We start from the raw sequence: 16615 nt of genomic DNA on the forward strand, positions 1-16615 counted from the left end.
GAAAATACTATGGCTCCTCAACGCTCCTTAATTATTAATGCCCCTTGGTATGTTCCACAGGCTCATCAGACCTTGTTAGCTTTATTTACTAAGCCTAATTACCATGGTTTATTTAGCAAAATCATTTTTATGGGCTCATCAGCTCCCTTAGCAGCCCTAAAGCCTAGCGCCTTGCTAAGCTCATATTTAAGCGCCACTGCCCCAGATAGCACCTGCGCAAGCGCAGCTGCTATCTCTGGCACTGGCGCAGCTGCTAGTGCAGGTGCTTATGCCCACGAGGGGCAAGTGCTGTTTGAGGTGCTGGACGAGCTGGGGATGCGCTATAGGCAATGGGCTCAACAAGAGGGAATTAGCTTATTGGTTTGTGGTATGGCAGCCAAGCGTTTTTATCAAGATAGTAAGCTTAGTACTTTTGATGGTTTAGCTTTAACTGGTTATATGGAGGTCTTGTCTGTGATTAACGGACCTATTGAGGAGGTTGTGATATGGTAAAGCTTTGTGTAGTTTTTTCTGGGCTATCACAAGATTTAGCACAACTTGCTTGGCCAGCGCCAAGCGTAGCAGCGCCAAGCGTAGCAGCGTCAAGTGGCACTTTGCCATGCGCTGCAGCACAGGGCAGTGCTGGGCAAAACTGTGGGTGGGAGTCTGAGCTATCCTTAGATTATGAACATGCTTTGATGTTGCTCTTAAATGCTGCTGATGTGCAAATGGAAGTGCAGGGGCTATTTTTGATAGATAAGAATAGTAGCTTTCTTGATGATGAAAGTTTGATTAAAAAGTTTAAACAACTTGATTTGTTTGAGGTGCCTTGTAGTGCTTGTACTGTCAATGATCAAAGTAGTGATAATTTGGCTGTGCTGTTGCACAAGCTGCCTTTTATAAATGCTATCACTTATCAAGACTTTAATCATATAGTGTCGCAAAGCGAGCATGTGATTTGGCTTTAAAGATAAAAAAAGAGGGACCTGAGTCCCTCTTTTAAAAATAAGTTTCTTATACTTAGTAGTTAATCTATTAGGCTGCTGGAGCCCATGGGATTGCGTTGTATACAATCACGGCTAAGATACCACCAACATATGGAGCGGTAAAAGGAACCATACCATAGCGGAAGTTAGAGTCGCCTTTGCCCTTAATTGGTAATACAAAGTGAGCTAAACGAGGGCCCATATCACGAGCTGGGTTAATAGCATAGCCAGTTAAACCGCCCATGGACATACCAATGGACACGATGATACCGAATACGAAGATCTTATCTAAACCAGTAGCTAAACCTGGAACCTGAGCAATACCTAAGATAGCGAATACTAAAACAAAGGTACCGATGGTCTCAGATAAGAAGTTACGGAACATGTTTGGCATTGATGGAGAGGTGCAGAATACACCAAGCTTCATCTTGACATTCTCTTCTGCGTCTAAGTGATCCTTAAAGAGGCTGTGCATTAACACACCACCTAAGAAACCACCAGCCATTTGAGCTACAAAGTAACCAGGAACCATTTCCCAAGGGAAGGTACCATTAACAGCTAAAGCAACAGTTAAAGCTGGGTTAAAGTGAGCACCAGAGGCTGCACCGAAGATATAGGCTGGGATCATAACTGCAAGACCCCATGCAATGGTGATAACTACTACACCACCGCCACTCATGCCTGACTTTTTAAGATTAACGTTAGCTACTACGCTGGTACCTAAAAGGATAAGAAGCGCAGTACCTACAAACTCAGAAACGTATGGTAACATGGCTTAATCCTCATCTTTTGCCCAGCCGTGTGCATAGGTAAGAGCCTTGTTCCAGCCCTTAATACGCTTAGCACGATCCTCTTCACCAATAGAAGGCTCAAAGACACGGTCAATAGCCCAGTTCTGGATAACATCTTCCTTGCTTGACCAATAGCCTACAGCAAGACCAGCTAAGTAGGCAGCACCCATAGCGGTAGTCTCTACGCACTTAGGACGTAATACTGGAGCAGCAATAATATCAGACTGAATCTGCATTAAGAGGTTGTTAGCACTAGCACCACCGTCAACCTTTAAGGAGCGAAGATCGATGTTGGAGTCAGCCTTCATAGCGGTGATAACATCATGGGTCTGATAAGCTAAAGACTCTAAGGTTGCACGAATAATGTGGGACTTATTAACACCACGAGTAATACCAACGATAGTACCACGAGCATATTGATCCCAGTGTGGAGCACCTAAGCCAGTGAAAGCTGGAACTACATAGCAGCCATTGGTGTCTGATACCTTGGAGGCCATGTACTCAGAGTCGATAGAAGAATCGATAAGGCGCATTTCATCACGTAACCACTGAATAGCAGCACCAGCTACGAAGATAGAGCCTTCTAAGGCGTAGTTAACCTTGCCATCGATACCCCAAGCAATAGTGGTAACTAAGCCATTCTTGGAGAATACAGGCTTCTCGCCAGTGTTCATAAGTAAGAAGCAGCCAGTACCATAAGTATTCTTAGCCTCACCAGCGTTAAAGCAAGTTTGACCAAATAAGGCAGCCTGCTGGTCACCTGCAGCACCTGCAATCTTAACTTCACCACCAAAGTAATCAGTAGAGCCATAGACGCAAGAAGATGGCTTAACCTCAGGAAGCATGCAACGAGGAATATTTAATTCTTTTAAGATTTCCTCATCCCAGCAAAGGTCTTTAATGTTAAAGAGCATGGTACGGGAGGCGTTGGAGTAGTCAGTTACGTGAACCTTACCCTTAGTAAGTTTCCAAATAAGCCAAGTATCAACGGTACCGAATAAGAGCTCACCCTTTTCTGCACGCTCACGAGCACCTTCAACATTATCTAAGATCCACTTGATCTTGGTGCCAGAGAAGTAAGCGTCAATAACAAGACCTGTCTTCTCTCTGAACTTGTCGGTTAAGCCCTTTTCTTTTAAAGAGTCACAGTAAGCTGAAGTACGACGGCATTGCCAAACAATAGCATTGTAGATTGGCTCACCTGTGTTCTTATCCCAAACAATAGCAGTTTCACGCTGGTTGGTAATACCAATAGCTGCAATGTCTTCTGCCTTAGCGGAAATCTTATTTAAAGCCTCAACGGCCACGCCTAATTGAGATGCCCAAATTTCATCAGCATCGTGCTCAACCCAACCTGGCTTAGGGAAGTATTGTGTAAAAGCACGCTGTGCAACGGAGCAAACTTCACCCTTTTGATTGAATAAAATACAACGATTGCTGGTGGTGCCGGCATCTAAAGCCATTACGTACTTAGCCATAGTGATTCCTCAAAAATAAACAATCCATAGATAACTCATCTCCTTCGCTACTAGTGATATGAAGATCAGGGAGATGAATATGAGCCTATAAAAGCTTTAAGATACTAGTTATAGGCTGATACTAAGGTTCCTTAAGCCTTAGTATTTTTTCATTAAGCATGTAAATTTAATGAATTTTCAAGAGTTATATCCTCTTGCTCTTGGCATCTTTAATGTTTTTCCCTAAAAAAAACCAAGAGCAAAAAGACATGGGGCGCTACTTTGATAAAGGCTAAAGCTTTATGGGTAGGACCCTGAGGCTGTAGCGTGAGCCTCAGGGAACGTGGTATTGGAACCACCTAGGTTAATGATGTATTTTTGGCAAATTATTACTGATTATCTTGCTTTGCAGCCTGCTCAGCAGCATGTTGTGCCTCGAGCTTAGCCTTGTGAGACTTCTCAGTGAAAGCAACAATTAAAAGTAATACTACGCTGATGGCTGAACCACCGATTAAGATACCAAAGCCAGCATCCCAACCGAAGTGCTCAACAGTCCAACCCATTAAGGCTGAGGCTGCTACTGAGCCACCTAAGTAGCCGAATAATCCAGTAAATCCAGCTGCTGTACCAGCAGCTTTCTTATGGGCAAGCTCTAAAGCGTGTAAGCCGATGAGCATAACAGGGCCATAAATTAAGAAGCCGATGGTAATCATACATACCATGTCGATAGTGGCGTGGCCAGCTGGGTTTAAGTAGAACACAGCAGTAGCAATGGTTACGAGAACCATGAAGAATACGCCAGTTACAGCACGGTTGCCCTTAAATACGCGGTCAGATACCCAACCGCAGAATAAAGTACCTGGGATACCTGCATACTCATAGAAGAAGTAAGCCCAAGATGAGGTGTCTAAGGTCATGTGCTTGATTTCACGTAAGTAAGCAGGAGACCAGTCAAGAACACCGTAACGTAATAAGTAAACAAATACGTTAGCAATAGCAATCAACCATAAGGCCTTGTTAGGTAAAACATAGGTCATGAAGATCTGCTTAGCACTGATTTCCTCTTCGCTCTTAGCAGAGTAATCAGCTGGATAATCGTTCTTATACTCTTCAATTGGTGGTAAGCCACAAGACTGTGGAGTATCACGCATAGTCATATATGCAAATACGGCTACGATGAAGGTACCGATAGCTGGCATATAGAAAGCACTATGCCAATCGGAGAATAAATACATACCCCATAAGAAGAGTAATGGAGGTAAACCGCCGCCGATGTTGTGAGCACAGTTCCAAACAGAAACGATACCACCACGCTCTTTTTGGCTCCACCAGTGAACCATGGTACGACCACATGGTGGCCAACCCATGCCTTGGAACCAACCGCATAAGAATAAGAGCACGAACATCACAGTAATGGATGAAGTGGCCCATGGTACTAAGCCCATTAAGAGCATAATGCCACCAGAGAGAATCAAGCCTAAAGGCAAGAACACTCTTGGGTTAGAGCGGTCAGAGAAAGAGCCTGAAATAAACTTGGAGAAGCCATAAGCAATAGAAATTGCTGATAAAGCAAAACCAAGGTCGGCTTTGGTAAAGCCCTCTTCCTGTAAATAAGGAATAGCAAGGGCAAAGTTTTTACGTACTAAGTAGTAAGCAGCATAACCAAAGAAAATACCCATGAAGATCTGCCAGCGCAGCTTCTTGTACACAGGATCAATTTGATCTGCTGGTAGCCTTGCGATATGAGCAGCAGGCTGTAAGAATTTGAGCATGAATTACTCCTTTGCACCCATAATCAACAACACAAGCAGAAGAATACTTATAACTACCTTATGCTCAGGCATAAGTGAACTTTACAAATTAAGCTCTGAGGACAAAAAAAGAACTTAGATATAAAGCTCGTAAGAGTTGCGCTGTGCCTCAAAACATCGCCTTATTGATAAAAACATTAGAGTTAAGAGGATCTCATAAAGCTCATTAGTTTTTATTGATAAAGCTTGGCTTTGAACTAAAGCGTAAAACCTTATAGTCTTAAGCATCTAAATAGGGTGCTTATATCAACAACAAGAAACAGCCAACAACCCCGTATTAGCGGAGTAATGGCTAGCAGCAAATAAGCTATACGCAAAACAGTTATTTAACAGGAACAAAAATAACGAATTAGGCGCACAGCCTATTGCTACTAGTTTGAGACTTGGCTTGGTCTCAAAATCAGCACAATTCATCCAACATGCAAGATTGGCTTGGATACCTAAACCAAGCCTAACTTAGTTCTTAGTTGGATGTTAAATTACTGATAAGTAAGCTCAGCACCACTTACTTATCAGGAGTATTCATATTAGCTTGAGCGCTTTTTGTATGACTCTAAAACTAAGTACAATGGATGTTTAGCGCTCTTATGGGTGCCATTTTGCATTTGGAGACGACAAATGTTGCACTCACAAATACCAAAATCAGCATCAGAATCAGTAAGTTTATTACGCAAAGTAGTGCCAATAATCTTACCTATAGGGGCAGTGTCTTTCTTATAACCATAAACACCAGATAAACCACAGCAGCCAGCTTGTAGATCTTCAACTTCTACACCAGGGATGAAGCGTAAAAGATCTAAAGATGGACGGCCCATACCCTGAACCCTTAAGTGGCAAGGGGTATGATAGGCAACATTGGCTTTAACAGCACCAAAGCTCTTAACTAATGCGCCCTTACTATTGCGCATCATTAGATACTCCATAGCATCCCATACATGATCTTTATAATCATGAATCTCAGGCAAGTTAAAGAGCTCCTCATACTCTTGCTTTAAGAATAGGGAGCAAGTAGTACAAGTGGTGATAATGTCGATACCCTTTTGAGCATATTCTTTTAAGATTGCTACATTATTGACGGCATGCTTTTCCACCTTATCTAAATAACCTGTAGATAAGATAGGAGAGCCACAGCACATTAGTCTTTTATCTAAAATGACTTCAACATTATTACGATTTAAGACTTCAACTAAAGTCACACCTAACTCAGGCTCGTTGTAGTTAACATAGCAGCCTGGGAAGAACAATACTTTAGTAGAGCAGCTAGGCTGCTTAATCATCTTAAAGCGGGTAGCAAAATTCATTGCAGCGTAACTTGGAAGTGGAGCGTCTGAGGTTACACCAATACGCTCAATCATCTTGGTTACACGAGCGACCTTCATACCCAAGTTGGCAGCTGGGCCAGAAATAAATGGGATAGAGGTCATAAGCTTACCCATGTTCTCGTTATTACCGAGAATCAAGTCAGCTAAATCATGCTTATTGTTCTTAAAGTACTCGGCACGTGCCTTCATATTAAAGGCAGAAATAGAGGTGCCTGATGGACAAACACGATCGCAGTTTTTGCAGTTAGAGCAATACTTAACCATTGGATCGTCGTCTTCTACTAATTTACGAAGACGAGTCAGTGCAGGTCCATTAAGTTTTGGGCCACGATAAAGTCTAGATGCCTTGGCCACTGGACAGGAGGTCAGACAGATATTACAGCTGATGCATGCATCAGGATTATCGTGTTTAATCTTTGGTAACATAAATCACCACCTCCTAGAACAATGAGTCAGATAAAGCTTTGGTTTGAGCCAAGATTTCATCAAGTTGTTTTACTGCATGGTAAGCAGTTGTGATGGCTACACCATTACCTGACTTTTCAAAGCAGAAATCATAGCCTTGTAAGCTACGTCCAATAAATTGAACATTAGATAAAACTACTTCACCTGTAGGATCAACAGGCTGTAAGTTTTCGTTTACTGCAACTCCATAAGAGGCAAAAGGCTGTGGCTTGCCACAGAAAAGATATTGGTGTGACCAATCCTTTTGATCTTCTGGGACTTTAATTTCCAAGCCAAAGATTGGCTCATACATGCGTCCCATTTGGGTTACTAAACCTGAGCTAAAGAAACCACCAGTAGCAACAATTACAGCATCAGCCTTATATTCATGAGTATGGCCAAAACCACCAGTGATTAAAGTTCTGCATACTTTAGATGCAGTTGGTACTTTATTAGCTTCTAAATTAGCTACCTCATCAGCCTGAGAGGTAAAACCAATTACTTGAGCTTTTTCTACAATGTCTACTCCTAAAGAGAAACAAGCATTACGTAGTAATTTATCTAAACGTAAACCTGTTACTGATGGAGGAATAGAAGAAACCTCAACTAATTTAGTATTTAAGCGCTGCTCTAAGTCTTTTTGAATAGAGGCAGATAGCTCTGGCCGCTCTCCTAATACTGGAGGAATGATTAAAGCTGTATCAGGGCCACAAGCACCTTTTAATTGCTCAACAAAGTTTAAGCGGCCTAAATCTGTTTCTAACTCACGAGCAATATCTAAAGCACTAACATCACGATAATTACGACCTGATGGCCAGTGAAGCATTACTTGCTTAATAGAAACTTCTTTCTTGTCACCAAAGAAGTGCTGTAAGTTTTTAGCAATTAGTTTTGGATAGTAATCTTTTAAAAGTTCAAAACCGACTACTACAATCTTTGGGCGCTCAAAAATAGCATCAGACTCAACACTTGGTGGAATTAAGCATGATGGCTTAAATGAGCCAATTGCAGTAGGTACTTTTTGGTTATGATGACCATCGCCTACATATATATAGTTTTGTGAAGCAGTAAGTTCTTTAAAAGCCTCAATGGCCTCTTCAACACGCTTAGTGCCAACTAAAGCATATGGATGTGGCTTTGGTAAGGTAGCAATATGCTCAAGAGGATCTGTTACTAAGTTACCATTTTGATCATAACCATAAAGGTCGATAATACCGCCTGCTACAGTAAGAGCACCTTGACCATAAGAGAGAACTTTAACTTGATGGCCTGCTTTAGCGGCATAACATGCTGCAACTAAACCTGAGATGCCTGCACCAACTATAAGTACATTAGCCATTATTTGTCCTCCTTAGCCTTGGTAGTATTGTCAGCAGTCTTAGCTGCTTTAGCTCCTTTGGTAGTTTTAGCCTTAGGAGTTTTCTCTACGCTTGGTTCTTGAGGAGCACAAGCTGATGTCTGTTTGGCAGCATTTAAAAAGGTGTCATCTTCATGGTTAATGTTTAAAGAAACTTCGTAAATGCCACGAGTTAATTCAACATCTTTAATCTGATTGCCCCACATAACAGGACGAATACCTTTCCAACGAGCCTCTAAGAATTCTTTAAATAATTCTTTAGTGTTGTTAGCCCAGCGATCTGAAACTTCTTGTACTGTGCCTACAGCACGATATGTACAGAAGGTTCCTTGGCAAGTGCCCATACCTAATCTGGTACGACGGCGTAAGTCAGAAATGGAGTGAGTGGTTGGCTCTTGAGCTACCATTTCAATTTCAGCACGAGTTACATTCTCGCACTCACAAATAATCTCACCTTGCTCTTTATCTTGCTCAATCTTAGATACGATCTTGGCAAAACGCTCAGCGCCTTGACGATTTTCAGAAAGCTGCAATCCATAAGTAGGGAATACTTTCTTAGCACGCTCAACTAATTGTTCATCAGCCTCAGGTGCTAAAGGAACAGTTGCAGTGACGCACTTTGCATGGTTGCCAAGCACAGGGCAAACCATATTACAAACTTTTTCTGCCATTTGACGGTGGGTAGTAAACTTACCGCCACAAACAGACATAAAGTTTTGTAATCCATCACGAGGGCCGTGGTCTAATGCTACGAAGTCACGAGAGACGGCACGACCAGAGGCATTCTTATCATCACCTGCATAAAGAGGACGGCAACCAGCAAAAACACGAAGAATACGGTATTTTTCTAAGTTTTCGAAAGTAGCCTTACCAATCTCCATCATGGCCTTAACTTCATCTTGAGTAGTGCTATTATCATCTGGGTTAGCATCCATAGAGGTAGTACCCAAAATAGTCACTGTGCCATGAGGAACGAAAATGTCTGCATCAGCAGGCTTGTGCAAACGGTGAATTACATTGGTGCTAATACGGTGGTTAAAGGCAATTAAAGTACCCTTAGATGGTTTGATATTAATATCAATGCCAGCTAAGTTAGCAACCTGAGCACACCATGGGCCAGAGGCATTAATTAAGTACTTACAACCAATTTGATAAGTCTCTTTGGTGTACTTATCTTGAACGGTAACACCTTCAATCACGCCATTGCGAGAATTGATGGCAGTAACATTGGTGTAAGTTAAAACCTTACCGCCGAGCTTAATGGAGCTATCAAAGATATGCCAAAGCAATCTAAAGCCATCAATTGCAGCACCAGGGCATAAATAAGCTGATTTAATTTTTGGAGAAACGTTTGGCTCGAGGGTCAAAGTTTCCTCAATTGTCAAAGGTTTAGCACTAATTCCAGCACGAGCACATGCTTGAACCCATTGACTCTCATAGTCAGGATCGTCCTCTGGGGTGCGAATGAAAATTGATGAAATTGGCTCTACGCAAGCAGAGGCAATTTTGCGAAGAATCATGTTCTCTTCAATGCACTCTACTGCAGCATTCTTGTCTTTGACAGCATAACGAGCACCTGAGTGCAAAAGACCATGGAAACGTGAGCTGGTACCACAGCCTAAATCGCCACGTTCAACCAAGATAGCCTTGACACCGCGTAAACATAAATCACGCAAGATGCCTGCACCTGTGGCTCCGCCACCTATGATTACAACATCGGTCTGCAACATCTCAAATCCTCCAAAATCCGAAATCATCATAACCAAAGCCCCCAAAAATAACCTAAGCTTTTTTGTCAAAACAGTGCAGACAATAAGATGTAAATCACAAAAATTTACTGAACTTGTATTTTTGCTAAAAATAGCACTTGCATCAAAAATTTATTTACATATAATTTTGCCCCTTTTTTTCAGGAAAAATGACTCTTATCACAAGCAAATTTGCGATTACCTGCAATTATTTATCAGCTGATAAAGTCAAATAAGTAGAATTTTAAAGCATGAATTTAATAGCGCTAAAAGCTTTTACTATCGATGATATTGGCTTCCAACTAACCAGAAAATGAAAGATAAATATAGGTTAATATAGTATATTTTTAATTTTGGGCTCGATATTGGGGATAGCCCTAAAACAAGGTGCACCTTTTTAACAAAAATAATGCTAATTACTTGGGCAAAAGTAATTTTTTCTAAGGCAAAACTTAATATCTCTGCTTAAGAAGTAATAGTTTAAATCGTTTGTAAAGTGCACGCTTTGGCACTCATTTTTCAGCTTATTAGCAGCTATTACTCATATCAATTCTTCAATACTTTCACTACAATCAGCCCCACTCATCTTACAAATAAAAGATTACATAAGATAATCGAGGCTACTCTAACAAACGCAGTTAAATAGCCATTTACCCCTGCATTTCTCAATAATAAGGCTAACTTTTTAGCTAATTTGCTAAGCTAAAATTCAAGGCCTATCCTAAGGCTAACTACCACTAGCAACTTGAGCAATTAAACAGCACATTTAAATCATGCCAAACAGCACGCACAATGCACGCTAAAGCCAATCATACTTTCATCATTAGTGGTAGAAATTTATTGGTCTTGGTAAATTTTTCCTCACCCCAACTACAGCCCGCTCTCCTGCTCTAATTGAAGCCTTCCTAAGCCCCTAGCAAGAGCACAACCCAAGCTGACCATAGAGCAAAAAGACAAGTGATTCACAGAGCAATATCGCAATAAGGCAAGAAAGCAATAGGGCGGTAGGGCAAAAGCCGTAGCGCTGTTAGATAAGGTTTGGTGTAGTTGGTGCAGCAAAAGTATGGAGGCTAGTGTTAAAGCTAAAGATAGAGCTAGTACTAGAAATAAGTTGGTAGGTATTAGGTGGGCGGCAGCAAGTAAATTTTGGTGCTATTACTCTTATGAGGTGGTGCTACCTGATGGCTTGGGCGGGGCATGGCGATGGTGGGCACAAAAAAAATCCCAGAACACTAAGGATGGTGAGCTGGGATTCTTTGTGGTTGTTTAGTTTTAAATCTTATCCAAGCATGGAAAGAGCTAGTTGTGGGCGGCTGTTGGCCTGCATCAACATGGAGGTAGCTGCCTGCTGGATGATTGATTGTTGGCTTAATGCAGAGGACTCTTCTGCAAAGTCAGCATCACGAATACGGCTACGAGCATCTGCTTGGTTGGCTGAAACGTTGGATTGATTGCGAATAGAGGACTCAAGGCGGTTCATATAAGCACCAACCTCAGCACGGCGTGAGTCGACCTCAGCAATCACAAAATCAATAGCAGCAAGAGCATTGCGAGCATCAGCATGAGTAGCAATTTTTACTGACATGCCATCGGCTCTGTTATCTTGGCCTGGCTGAATAACAAATGCACCATTAGAAATATCAGCGATACTTTGTTTCCTGCCGTTATAGTCAACTTGAGTGCCGTTAACAATTTCTGGAATAAAGAAGCTCTTAATAGTAGCTACAATTTCATCACCGCTATTAGCGCCTACCTGTAATCTCATAATACCAGGGTCGAAGTTCTTACCATTGGCTACACTTTCATAAATGTCATCATTATTTTTCATGTGGCCTTCAAGAATCTTCTTGCCAGCAAAAGTGGTGTCAGTAGCGATGGCTGAGCCGTGTAAGAGCATAGTACCAATTTCAGTTTCTAAAGCTTTTAGATCTGTTGCGGTATTGGTGCCATTTGCTGCTTGTACTAATAAAGTACGAGCACGTTGTAAACTGCCTGTGATTTCCTCTACTGCGCCATCAATTGTCTGTAAGAGCGCAATACCATCATTAGCGTTGCGATTGCCTTGATTAAGTCCATTGATTTGGGTGGTAAGGCGATCGGAAATTTGTAAACCAGCAGCATCGTCCTTTGCAGAATTAATGCGCATACCTGAGGAGAGGCGCTGGTAGGTTGTAGTAAGTTGATTCTGGACATTAGCCAGATAGCGGCGACCATTTAAGGAGCTGACATTTGTATTGACAAATACTGCCATGGGGATAGACCTCAATAACGCACCTTAAACTGTCCAAGTCTTTACTCGTCTCTCCTGAGCTCTTGGCGGTTCAAAGTGAAAGTAGTAATGCTTAACTAGTTTGTATCCTAAATCAGACTAAAGCCTTACTCATAAACAGCCTTTGTTTCAGTAAAACTTACACTAGTCATCAATTAATTTTAACGGCAATTGCTTAAAACTTTTGATAATGAGGGTAAAAATTTTTATAGCTCTTTAGATTTATATCCTTCACTCACTTGCCTGATAGTTTGAGCTCAAGATAAGTAAACGCTAGTTACAATATGAGAGGCTATATAAATCTATCTAAACTTGGTGCAGAAAATAATTATGATGTGCTCTTAATAGGCAGCTAATTTAAAACTAAAAAAGTAGTGCTATTTTGTGAGATTGATGTGAATTGACTTAACGCTTCATCTTCTACTGGATGGTATTTTCTCTAAGTTAAACCATAGCGCCTTAAACATAGGCAATAGTCAAGATAGAAAATGGCTTGCAATTGGGATTTAATCTTAAAATATTTTTGTTTTGTGGTCTTGATCTAGTTTTATTGGAGTATTAGAATACGTGGATCTTGTTCGGCTGAATGTGAACCTAGGATAAGCTTAGGTCAAGCCTACAAGAATACAGTAAAGTCTGTCTTTAAGCTGATATCTTAAAGACTAACAGGAGATTTTATTTAATGGCTACTATCAATCAGTTAGTACGCAAGCCACGTGTGAAGTCTGTTCCAAAGAACAAAGTTCCAGCTTTGGAAGCATGCCCACAGAAGCGTGGTGTTTGTACTCGCGTATACGCCACCAAGCCAAAGAAGCCTAACTCAGCTATGCGTAAGGTTTGCCGTGTGCGTTTAACCAATGGTTACGAAGTTACCTCTTACATCGGTGGTGAGGGTCACAACCTTCAGGAGCACTCCGTAGTAATGATCCGTGGTGGTCGTGTTCGTGACTTACCAGGTGTTCGTTATCACGTATTACGTGGTCGTTTAGACTGCGCTGGTGTAAAGGACAGAAAGCAACGCCGCTCTAAGTATGGTGTCAAGAAGCCTAAGGCTTAATTGAAAACCCCGCTAGAGTAAGGCCAAACGAAGCCAACGAAAGTTTGTAATCTACAAACATCCCCTGCTCCATAGCATATGAGCATGGGCAGCGGAAATTCGTTAAATTTACTTTCTATTTTGTTTTGGAAAACCCTGAAGTAACGAGGAATTACAAATGCCAAGACGTCGTGTTGTAGGTCAGCGTAAGATTTTGCCTGATCCAAAGTTCGGTTCTGAGCTTCTTGCTAAGTTCATCAACGTTGTAATGTTAGACGGTAAGAAGTCTATTGCCGAGAGTATCGTTTATGGCGCATTAGACACCATTTCTGAGAAGAGTGGCAAGGAACACCTCGCCCTGTTCGAGGAAGCCCTTGATCACATTCGTCCTGCTGTTGAGGTTAAGTCCCGCCGTGTTGGTGGTGCTACCTACCAGGTTCCAGTAGAAGTTCGTCCAGCTCGTGGCAACGCCTTAGCTATGCGCTGGTTAGTAGAAGCTGCTCGCAAGCGTCACGAGAAGACCATGGCTTTACGTTTAGCCGGTGAGATGATGGACGCTTCTGAGAATAAGGGCTCTGCTGTTAAGAAGCGTGAAGACGTTCACCGTATGGCTGAAGCTAACAAGGCTTTTGCTCACTTCCGCTGGTAATAAAGAGGTTTTTAAATGGCACGTACTACAGCTATTAACTTATATCGTAACATCGGTATTAGTGCCCACATTGACGCTGGTAAGACCACAACTACTGAGCGTATTTTGTTCTACACCGGTAAGAGCCACAAGTTAGGTGAGGTTCACGACGGTGCTGCTACCATGGACTGGATGGAGCAGGAGCAAGAGCGTGGTATTACTATTACCTCTGCTGCTACCACCTGTTTCTGGAAGGGTATGGCTGGTCAGTTCGACAAGCAATACCGCTTCAACATCATTGATACCCCAGGCCACGTAGACTTTACTATCGAAGTAGAGCGTTCCATGCGTGTTCTCGACGGTGCTGTGATGGTTTACTGTGCTGTAGGTGGTGTACAGCCACAGTCTGAGACTGTATGGCGTCAGGCCAACAAGTACCACGTACCACGTCTTGCTTTTGTTAACAAGATGGACCGTACTGGTGCTAACTTCTTACGTGTTGTAGAGCAGATCAAGACCCGTTTAAAGGGTAACCCTGTTCCTCTCCAATTACCTATCGGTAAGGAAGATACCTTCGTAGGTGTTGTAGATTTATTAAAGCGTAAGGCCATTGACTGGAATGAGGCTGATCAAGGTTTAACCTTCGAGTACACTGAAATTCCAGCTGATATGGTTGAGGAAGTAGAAGAGTGGCGTGCTAAGTTAGTTGAGGCTGCTGCTGAGGCTGACGAGACCTTAATGGATAAGTTCTTTGGCGGTGAGGAGCTCACCGAGGAAGAAATTATCGGTGGTTTACGTGCTCGTACCTTACGTAACGAAATCATTCCAATGTGCTGCGGCTCTGCCTTCAAGAACAAGGGTGTTCAGGCAATGCTCGACGCTGTTGTAATGTACTTACCATCTCCAGCTGATGTTCCACCAGTTAAGGGTGAGACTTTAGATGGTGAGGTTTCTGAGCGTAAGACCGATGACAAGGAGCCATTCTCCGCTCTTGCATTCAAGATTGCTACCGATCCATTCGTTGGTAACTTAACCTTCTTACGTTGCTACTCTGGTGTTGCAAACTCTGGCGATACCGTGCTTAACTCCGTAAAGGGCAAGCGTGAGCGTTTCGGTCGTTTAGTGCAGATGCACGCAAACAACAGACAGGAAATCAAGGAAATCTTATCTGGTGATATCGTTGCAGCTATCGGCTTAAAGGAGACCACCACTGGTGATACTCTTTGTGCTGAGAGCGCTCCAATCATCTTAGAGCGTATGGAGTTCCCTGATCCAGTTATTTCCGTAGCTGTAGAGCCTAAGACCAAGTCTGACCAAGAGAAGATGGCATTAGCTTTAAACCGTCTTGCTCAAGAAGATCCATCCTTCAAGGTTCACACCGATGAAGAGTCTGGCCAGACCATTATTTCTGGTATGGGCGAGTTACACTTAGACATCATCGTTGACCGTATGCGTCGCGAGTTCAAGGTTGACTGCAACGTAGGTAAGCCACAGGTAGCTTACCGTGAGACCATCCGCTCCAAGGTTGAGCAGGAAGGCAAGTTCGTACGTCAGTCTGGTGGTCGTGGTCAGTTCGGTCACTGCTGGTTACGTATCGAGCCTCTCGAGGCTGGCAAGGGTTACGAGTTCGGCAACGAGGTTGTTGGTGGTGTTATTCCTAAGGAGTACATCCCAGCAGTTGATAAGGGTGTTCAAGAGCAGATCGCTAACGGTGTTCTCGCTGGCTACCCAGTTGTTGACGTTAAGGTTACTGTATTCGACGGTTCTTACCACGAAGTTGACTCTTCTGAAATGGCCTTCAAGATTGCCGCTTCCATGGCATTCAAGGCTGGCTTCATGAAGGCAACCCCAGTATTACTCGAGCCTTTAATGAAGGTTGAGGTTGATACTCCTGAGGAGTACATGGGTGACGTTATCGGTGACTTAAACCGTCGTCGTGGCATGGTAGAAGGCATGGAAGACGGTCCTACTGGTAAGATCGTTCGCGCCATGGTTCCACTTGCTGAGATGTTCGGTTATGCAACCGACTTACGTTCTCAAACTCAGGGTCGTGCTTCATACGTTATGGAGTTCGGTCACTATGCTGAGGCTCCAAAGAACATCGCTGATGCTGTAATCTCTGCTCGTCAGACCAAGTAATTACTAGCTTAAAGCAATAATTGCGTAGTAACGCTTAAAAGAATTTTTTAAGTAATAAAGTTAGGGATAATGATAGTTATCCCTAATTTTTAAGAAAATTTGAGCTTTCTTTATTAGTTAAGGGCTTAAAATTGCCTTTAATGCTCAATACTGCGCTATAATCTTATAAATTTAAGGGTTAGCTTTTAGTTGATAGCAAAAAGTTGCTTAGTAAAATAAACAGCTCAATCTATTACTAGACTCCCTTATCGCAGATTCAATACGAGAAGGGTACAGGGTACCCACTTTATAGGTAGATCAAAATGGCAAAAGAGAAGTTTGTCCGTTCTAAGCCACACGTAAACGTAGGCACCATCGGTCACGTTGACCACGGTAAGACCACTTTAACTGCAGCTTTAACCAAGGTTTTAGCTGAGAAGTTCGGTGGTGAGGTTCGTGCTTTCGATCAGATCGATAACGCTCCAGAAGAGAAGGCTCGTGGTATTACCATTAACTCCTCTCACGTTGAGTACGACACCGAGACCCGTCACTATGCTCACGTAGACTGCCCAGGCCACGCCGACTACGTTAAGAACATGATTACTGGTGCTGCTCAGATGGACGGCGCTATCTTAGTATGTGCTGCTACCGACGGCCCAATGCCACAGA

The 16615-nt window shown here is 42.6% G+C and carries 13 protein-coding genes; 6 read left to right on the top strand and 7 right to left on the bottom strand.

The features are described from left to right. The first annotated feature begins 9 nt into the window (after nt 1-9). Nucleotides 10-492 (top strand): hypothetical protein, encoded by a 483-nt coding sequence (locus MXE38_RS07065; RefSeq protein WP_246913496.1) that lies wholly within the window; start codon nt 10-12, stop codon nt 490-492. Beyond that, entirely contained in the window at nt 486-947 is a 462-nt protein-coding gene (locus MXE38_RS07070; RefSeq protein WP_246913497.1) for a hypothetical protein, read from the top strand. Before MXE38_RS07065 ends, MXE38_RS07070 begins: the two co-directional genes overlap by 7 nt. Nucleotides 948-1014: 67 nt before the next feature. Here the strand turns inward: MXE38_RS07070 and MXE38_RS07075 are convergent, their stop codons facing one another. The 7 genes from MXE38_RS07075 to MXE38_RS07105 form a co-directional block, all read right to left on the bottom strand. Continuing rightward, the gene (locus MXE38_RS07075; protein ID WP_246913498.1) at nt 1015-1737 is read right to left on the bottom strand and encodes an MIP/aquaporin family protein; all 723 of its coding nucleotides are present in this window, start codon (nt 1735-1737) and stop codon (nt 1015-1017) included. A gap of 3 nt (nt 1738-1740) precedes the next feature. Next, nucleotides 1741-3234 carry a glycerol kinase GlpK gene (gene glpK, locus MXE38_RS07080; protein ID WP_246913499.1) on the bottom strand — a complete coding sequence of 498 codons (1494 nt, stop codon included), beginning with the start codon at nt 3232-3234 and terminating at the stop codon, nt 1741-1743. Between the two features lie 368 nt (nt 3235-3602). Continuing rightward, nucleotides 3603-4985: a glycerol-3-phosphate transporter gene (gene glpT, locus MXE38_RS07085; RefSeq protein WP_246913500.1), complete on the bottom strand. Its 1383-nt coding sequence runs from the start codon at nt 4983-4985 to the stop codon at nt 3603-3605. 566 nt (nt 4986-5551) lie between these two features. Further along, a complete protein-coding gene (locus tag MXE38_RS07090; protein WP_246913501.1) occupies nt 5552-6772 on the bottom strand; it encodes an anaerobic glycerol-3-phosphate dehydrogenase subunit C in 1221 nt (406 codons plus the stop codon). Between the two features lie 13 nt (nt 6773-6785). Next, on the bottom strand, nt 6786-8129 hold the full coding sequence (glpB, locus tag MXE38_RS07095) for an anaerobic glycerol-3-phosphate dehydrogenase subunit GlpB (RefSeq protein ID WP_246913502.1): 1344 nt from the start codon (nt 8127-8129) through the stop codon (nt 6786-6788). Then, the gene (glpA, locus tag MXE38_RS07100; protein WP_246913503.1) at nt 8129-9907 is read right to left on the bottom strand and encodes an anaerobic glycerol-3-phosphate dehydrogenase subunit GlpA; all 1779 of its coding nucleotides are present in this window, start codon (nt 9905-9907) and stop codon (nt 8129-8131) included. The genes glpB and glpA overlap by 1 nt, the downstream gene beginning before the upstream one ends. A 1267-nt stretch (nt 9908-11174) precedes the next feature. Continuing rightward, complete coding sequence (locus MXE38_RS07105) at nt 11175-12146, bottom strand: flagellin (protein WP_246913504.1); 972 nt, start codon at nt 12144-12146, stop codon at nt 11175-11177. 700 nt (nt 12147-12846) lie between these two features. Here MXE38_RS07105 and rpsL point away from each other — a divergent pair. The 4 genes from rpsL to MXE38_RS07125 form a co-directional block, all read left to right on the top strand. Continuing rightward, nucleotides 12847-13221 carry a 30S ribosomal protein S12 gene (rpsL, locus tag MXE38_RS07110; RefSeq protein ID WP_246913506.1) on the top strand — a complete coding sequence of 125 codons (375 nt, stop codon included), beginning with the start codon at nt 12847-12849 and terminating at the stop codon, nt 13219-13221. 157 nt (nt 13222-13378) lie between these two features. Continuing rightward, nucleotides 13379-13849 (top strand): 30S ribosomal protein S7, encoded by a 471-nt coding sequence (rpsG, locus tag MXE38_RS07115; protein WP_246913508.1) that lies wholly within the window; start codon nt 13379-13381, stop codon nt 13847-13849. A 15-nt stretch (nt 13850-13864) separates the two neighbouring features. Beyond that, nucleotides 13865-15967 (top strand): elongation factor G, encoded by a 2103-nt coding sequence (gene fusA, locus MXE38_RS07120; RefSeq protein ID WP_246913510.1) that lies wholly within the window; start codon nt 13865-13867, stop codon nt 15965-15967. A 302-nt stretch (nt 15968-16269) separates the two neighbouring features. Further along, the coding region (locus tag MXE38_RS07125; RefSeq protein ID WP_246913512.1) for a GTP-binding protein at nt 16270-16615 on the top strand (346 nt) is incomplete at its 3' end.

The organism is Anaerobiospirillum sp. NML120448 (assembly GCF_023050945.1).
Taxonomy (GTDB): domain Bacteria; phylum Pseudomonadota; class Gammaproteobacteria; order Enterobacterales; family Succinivibrionaceae; genus Anaerobiospirillum.

What these genes read in the sequence shown, in the direction of transcription:
- MXE38_RS07105 (WP_246913504.1), bottom strand. Translation starts at nt 12,146, where the DNA reads ATGGCAGTATTTGTCAATACAAATGTCAGCTCCTTAAATGGTCGCCGC.
- MXE38_RS07075 (WP_246913498.1), bottom strand. Translation starts at nt 1,737, where the DNA reads ATGTTACCATACGTTTCTGAGTTTGTAGGTACTGCGCTTCTTATCCTT.
- MXE38_RS07065 (WP_246913496.1), top strand. Translation starts at nt 10, where the DNA reads ATGGCTCCTCAACGCTCCTTAATTATTAATGCCCCTTGGTATGTTCCA.
- glpB (WP_246913502.1), bottom strand. Translation starts at nt 8,129, where the DNA reads ATGGCTAATGTACTTATAGTTGGTGCAGGCATCTCAGGTTTAGTTGCA.
- fusA (WP_246913510.1), top strand. Translation starts at nt 13,865, where the DNA reads ATGGCACGTACTACAGCTATTAACTTATATCGTAACATCGGTATTAGT.
- MXE38_RS07070 (WP_246913497.1), top strand. Translation starts at nt 486, where the DNA reads ATGGTAAAGCTTTGTGTAGTTTTTTCTGGGCTATCACAAGATTTAGCA.
- rpsG (WP_246913508.1), top strand. Translation starts at nt 13,379, where the DNA reads ATGCCAAGACGTCGTGTTGTAGGTCAGCGTAAGATTTTGCCTGATCCA.
- glpK (WP_246913499.1), bottom strand. Translation starts at nt 3,234, where the DNA reads ATGGCTAAGTACGTAATGGCTTTAGATGCCGGCACCACCAGCAATCGT.
- glpT (WP_246913500.1), bottom strand. Translation starts at nt 4,985, where the DNA reads ATGCTCAAATTCTTACAGCCTGCTGCTCATATCGCAAGGCTACCAGCA.
- glpA (WP_246913503.1), bottom strand. Translation starts at nt 9,907, where the DNA reads ATGATGATTTCGGATTTTGGAGGATTTGAGATGTTGCAGACCGATGTT.
- rpsL (WP_246913506.1), top strand. Translation starts at nt 12,847, where the DNA reads ATGGCTACTATCAATCAGTTAGTACGCAAGCCACGTGTGAAGTCTGTT.
- MXE38_RS07090 (WP_246913501.1), bottom strand. Translation starts at nt 6,772, where the DNA reads ATGTTACCAAAGATTAAACACGATAATCCTGATGCATGCATCAGCTGT.